Raw genomic sequence first — 4,511 nt, 5'->3', positions numbered from 1 at the left:
GAGATGTGAGGGCTGACACCCCCCACCGCCTGCGGCTCCGACGGCTCCGCCGCGGAGGACCACATCGGGCTCGCGCCCACGCCTCCCAGGCGGGTCGACTGACGACAACGCAGCGAGGTGCCGTGCCAGGGCACGCGAACCCGGCAAGATCGGCCGGACAGGACCTAGCCCTTGCCGCCGAGTGTGAACAGCAGATACAGGAAAGCGGCGAACAGGTGGCCCGCGACCAGGTAGGCGAAGAGCCGGATCACGAGCCCGCGGGGGAACTTCCCCTCCTCGTTGTGCTTGGACATGGCGGGCCTCTCGCGGGTGTCGGGCATAGGGACCTCAGGCATGCGGATGTCAGGCATGCGGATGGATGTCGGGGCTCTGCAGCAGCGTGTGTACGAACAGGAGCTCGGCCCCGTCGGGTGTGACCGCCGCGATGCGGTGCGGCGTCAGCGAGTCGAAGTGCGCGCTGTCGCCGGGGCTCAGCTCGTGTACCGCGTCCCCGAGGGCCAGCCGCAGCCGCCCGTCGAGGACGTACAGCCACTCCTCTCCGGGGTGCACCCGCACGAGATCGCCCTGGGAACCGTACGGCACGACGAGGCGCAGGGCCTGCATCGCCCGGCCGGGACCACCGGCCTGGTGGTAGGTCCAGCCGTCGGCGGACGAGGGTTCCTTGCGCCCGGCGCGGATGACCGGCTCGCGCTCCGGAGCCGACTCGCCGAGGAGCTCGGCGACCGTCGTACCGTAGATGCGGGCGAGAGCGAGCAGCATCGGCAGCGAGGGCTGGCGGTTGCCCGTCTCGAGCCGGGACAGATGGGCGGGGGAAAGCCCCGCACGCTGGGCGGCGGCCTCCAGGGTGAGACCGCGGCGGCGGCGCAGATCGCGCAGTCTCGGTGCGACATCGGGCAGCGCGGCAGGCGCCTCTCCGGCAGGAGTACTCATGTCTCCATTGCGCCAGGGATGTGCCTCTGGGGCAAATTTCTTGCCCCAGAGGCAAAAAGCAGCAATTCCCGATCAGCGATTCGCGACGGCCTGCTTGACCAGGGTCTTGCCGAAGTCCCACATCAGCCCGCCACCGCCGTGGGCATCGTCCATCACGGCCGTGAACGCGTCCACGAACCGCTCCACCTCCCGCTCGCCGATGGTCAGCGGCGGAATCAGCTTGATCACTTCCAGATGGTCGCCGGAGACCTGGGTGAGGATCCGGTGCTTCTGCAGCAGCGGCACCACGACCATCTGCGCGAACAGTCCCTTGCGGGCCGCCTGCAGCATGGTCCAGCGGCTGCGCAGCTTGATCGAGTCCGGCCGGCCGAACTCGATGCCGATCATCAGGCCGCGCCCTCGCACCTCGTGCAGCAGCTCATAGCGGTCGACGAGCGCGGCAAGCCGTGAGCGCAGGAGCTCGCCGGTCACCCGGGCGTTGGCGACGATCTGCTCGTCCTCGATCACCGAGAGCACCGCGAGCCCGGCGGCCATCGCCTGGGCGTTGGACCCGAAGCTCGCCGAGTGCACGAGGACCCGGTCCATCGAGGAGTAGACCTTCTTGAAGATCCAGTCCTTGCCGAGGGTCGCCCCGACCGGTACGTAACCGCCGGAGAGCGCCTTCGCGACACAGACCAGATCCGGCTCGACCCCTTCCTCGTGCTGATAAGCGTAGAAGTCGCCGGTCCTGCCGAGGCCGGTCTGCACCTCGTCGGCGATCAGCAGGGCCTTGTGCTTGTGCAGCAACTCCTGTGCCGCGTACAGGAATCCGGGCGGGGTCGCGTGCACCCCCTTGCCCTGGACGGGCTCCACGACGAAGCCCGCCACGTCGCCGCGCTTCAGCTCCCGCTCCAGCGCCGCCAGATCGCCCATCGCGATCGCGGTGTCGGGCAGCAGCGGTGCGAATCCGTCCCGGAAGCCGTCCTCGCCGTTCACCGACAGCGACCCGGTGGTGAGCCCGTGGAAGGCGTGGGTGCAGTAGACGATCCTCGGCTTCCCCGTCGCGTACCGGGCGAACTTCAGGGCGGTCTCCACCGCTTCCGTACCGCTGTTCCCGAAAAACACCCGGTCCAGGTGAGGGCTGTGCGCCAGCAGCTTCTCGGCGAGCAGCCCCGGCAGCGGCTGGCAGTCGAAGCGGGTGAGGTCGGCGAGCGAGGCGTCCAGGACGTCGTGCAGCGCCTTGCGTACGACGGGGTGGTGCCGGCCGAGCCCCATCACTCCGAAGCCCGCGAGCATGTCGAGATAGTCGTTGCCTTCGGAGTCCCAGAAGTACGCGCCCTCGGCGCGTTCGTAGACCTTGTCGAAGCCGATGGTGTGCAGCATGCGCGGCAGCTGGTGGTTGAGATGCCTGGCGTGCAGCTCGTAGCGCTCGCCGCCGCGCTCGGCGAGCAGCTGGGCCAGGTCGAACTCCTTGCTCATTGACCGTTCTCCTTGACTGCCATGGCAGCGCTGATCCGTCCCGCGATCTCCACCGGGGTGAGCCCGATGTCGGCGAGCACCTCGCCGCGCTTGGCGTGCGCGAGGAACTGCTCGGGGATGCCGAAGGTACGCAACGGCACATCGACGCCCGCGTCGCGCAACGCCTGCCCGACGGCCGAACCGACACCGCCGTTGCGGCTGTTGTCCTCGACCACGGCCACCAGCCGGTGCTGGTCGGCGAGCGGCGCGAGCTGCTCGTCGACGGGCTTGACCCAGCGCGGGTCCACGACGGTGCACGTGATGCCGCGCCCTTTGAGCAGCTCCACGGCCTGCAGACAGACGGACGCGAGGGCACCCACGGACACCACAAGCACCTCGGGCTCGACGTCCCGGTGCAGTACGTCCATCCCGCCGATCCGGCCGATCGCCTCGACCGGCTCCCCCACCGACTCCTTGGGGAAACGCAGCACGGTGGGCGCATCGTTCACGTCGACGGCCTCGCGCAGCTCCTGGCGCAGCCGGTCGGCGTCGCGCGGCGCGGCGATCCGCAGCCCCGGGACGACCTGGAGGATCGACATGTCCCACATGCCGTTGTGGGAGGGCCCGTCGACTCCGGTGACGCCCGCCCGGTCGAGTACGAAGGTCACTCCGCACTTGTGCAGGGCCACGTCCATCAGCAGCTGGTCGAAGGCCCGGTTGAGGAAGGTGGCGTACACGGCGACGACCGGGTGCAGCCCGCCGGTGGCGAGCCCGGCCGCGGAGACCGCGGCATGCTGCTCGGCGATCCCCACGTCCCACACCCGCTCGGGGAAGCGCTCGGCGAACTTCGTCAGACCGACGGGGTGCAGCATCGCGGCGGTGATCGCCACGACGTCCGGGCGCTCGGCCCCGATCTCGGCGATCTCGTCGCCGAACACCGAGGTCCAGGAAGGGCCGTTGGACGGCGCGAGTGGTTCGCAGGTCAGCGGGTCCATGACGCCGACGGTGTGGAAGCGGTCGGCCTCGTCCTCCAGCGCGGGCCGGTAGCCGCGGCCCTTCTCGGTCAGACAGTGCACCAGGACGGGCCCGTGGAAGCGCTTCGCCCGGCGCAGCGCCGACTCCACGGCCGCGATGTCGTGCCCGTCGATCGGCCCGACGTACTTCAGGCCCAGATCCTCGAACATCCCCTGGGGTGCGAAGGCGTCCTTGAACCCCTTCTTCGCGCCGTGCAGCGATTCGTACAGGGGTTTGCCGACGACGGGCGTGTGCTGCAGGACGTCCTTGCCCCAGGCCAGCACCCTCTCGTAGCTGTCGGTGGTGCGCAGCGTGGCGAGGTGGTTGGCAAGGCCGCCGATCGTCGGTGCGTAGGAGCGTTCGTTGTCGTTGACGACGATGATCAGCGGCCGGTCCTTGGCCGCGGCGATGTTGTTGAGCGCCTCCCAGGCCATCCCGCCGGTGAGAGCTCCGTCCCCGATGACCGCGACGACATGGTCGCTGGTGCCGAGCACCTGATGGGCCTTGGCGAGTCCGTCGGCCCAGCCGAGCACGGTGGACGCGTGGGAGTTCTCGATGACGTCGTGCTCGGACTCCTCGCGGGACGGGTAACCCGAGAGCCCGCCCTTGCCGCGCAGCTTGGAGAAGTCCTGCCGGCCGGTGAGCAGTTTGTGTACGTAGCTCTGGTGCCCGGTGTCCCACAGGATGCGGTCGACGGGCGAGTCGAAGACGCGGTGGAGGGCGACGGTCAGCTCCACAACGCCGAGGTTCGGTCCCAGATGGCCGCCTGTTCTCGCCACCGCCTGGACCAGGAACTCTCTTATCTCTCCGGAGAGTTCTTCGAGTTCCGCATCGGTCAGCGCCTTCAGATCGCGCGGCCCCCGGATGTTCTCAAGAATCGTCACGGTCGGACCCCCTTCACTTGCCGGTTCAGCTCACGGTGACGGCGGGCGGGCCCGAGGCCGTCCCTGCGTCCTCCATGGATTCGGCGATCTTCATCGCCTCTTCGATGAGGGTCTCGACGATCTTCGACTCGGGGACCGTCTTGATGACCTTGCCCTTCACGAAGATCTGGCCCTTGCCATTGCCGGAGGCGACACCGAGGTCGGCCTCGCGTGCCTCGCCCGGGCCGTTGACGACACAGCCCATGA

At 69.0% G+C, this 4,511-nt stretch carries 5 protein-coding genes; all 5 read right to left on the bottom strand.

The genetic code is table 11. The annotated features are described in order from the left end of the window. Window positions 1–164 precede the first annotated feature (164 nt). On the bottom strand, window positions 165–320 hold the full coding sequence (locus tag ABZS64_RS39035; protein WP_355839929.1) for a DUF6126 family protein: 156 nt from the start codon (window positions 318–320) through the stop codon (window positions 165–167). 22 nt (window positions 321–342) lie between these two features. After that, window positions 343–930 (bottom strand): helix-turn-helix domain-containing protein, encoded by a 588-nt coding sequence (locus ABZS64_RS39030; RefSeq protein ID WP_355839927.1) that lies wholly within the window; start codon window positions 928–930, stop codon window positions 343–345. Between the two features lie 72 nt (window positions 931–1,002). After that, window positions 1,003–2,388, bottom strand: a complete 1,386-nt coding sequence (locus tag ABZS64_RS39025; protein ID WP_355839925.1) for an aspartate aminotransferase family protein — start codon at window positions 2,386–2,388, stop codon at window positions 1,003–1,005. Continuing rightward, window positions 2,385–4,265, bottom strand: coding sequence for a 1-deoxy-D-xylulose-5-phosphate synthase (dxs, locus tag ABZS64_RS39020; RefSeq protein WP_355839923.1), 1,881 nt, complete (start codon window positions 4,263–4,265; stop codon window positions 2,385–2,387). The genes ABZS64_RS39025 and dxs overlap by 4 nt, the downstream gene beginning before the upstream one ends. A 25-nt stretch (window positions 4,266–4,290) precedes the next feature. Beyond that, on the bottom strand, window positions 4,291–4,511 hold a 221-nt coding region (locus tag ABZS64_RS39015; protein ID WP_355839921.1), incomplete at its 5' end, for a flavodoxin-dependent (E)-4-hydroxy-3-methylbut-2-enyl-diphosphate synthase.

It is taken from the genome of Streptomyces sp. NPDC005408, from assembly GCF_040606445.1.
In the GTDB taxonomy this organism is placed as follows: Bacteria; Actinomycetota; Actinomycetes; order Streptomycetales; family Streptomycetaceae; genus Streptomyces.
This window is presented reverse-complemented; position numbering and strand designations above follow the sequence as displayed.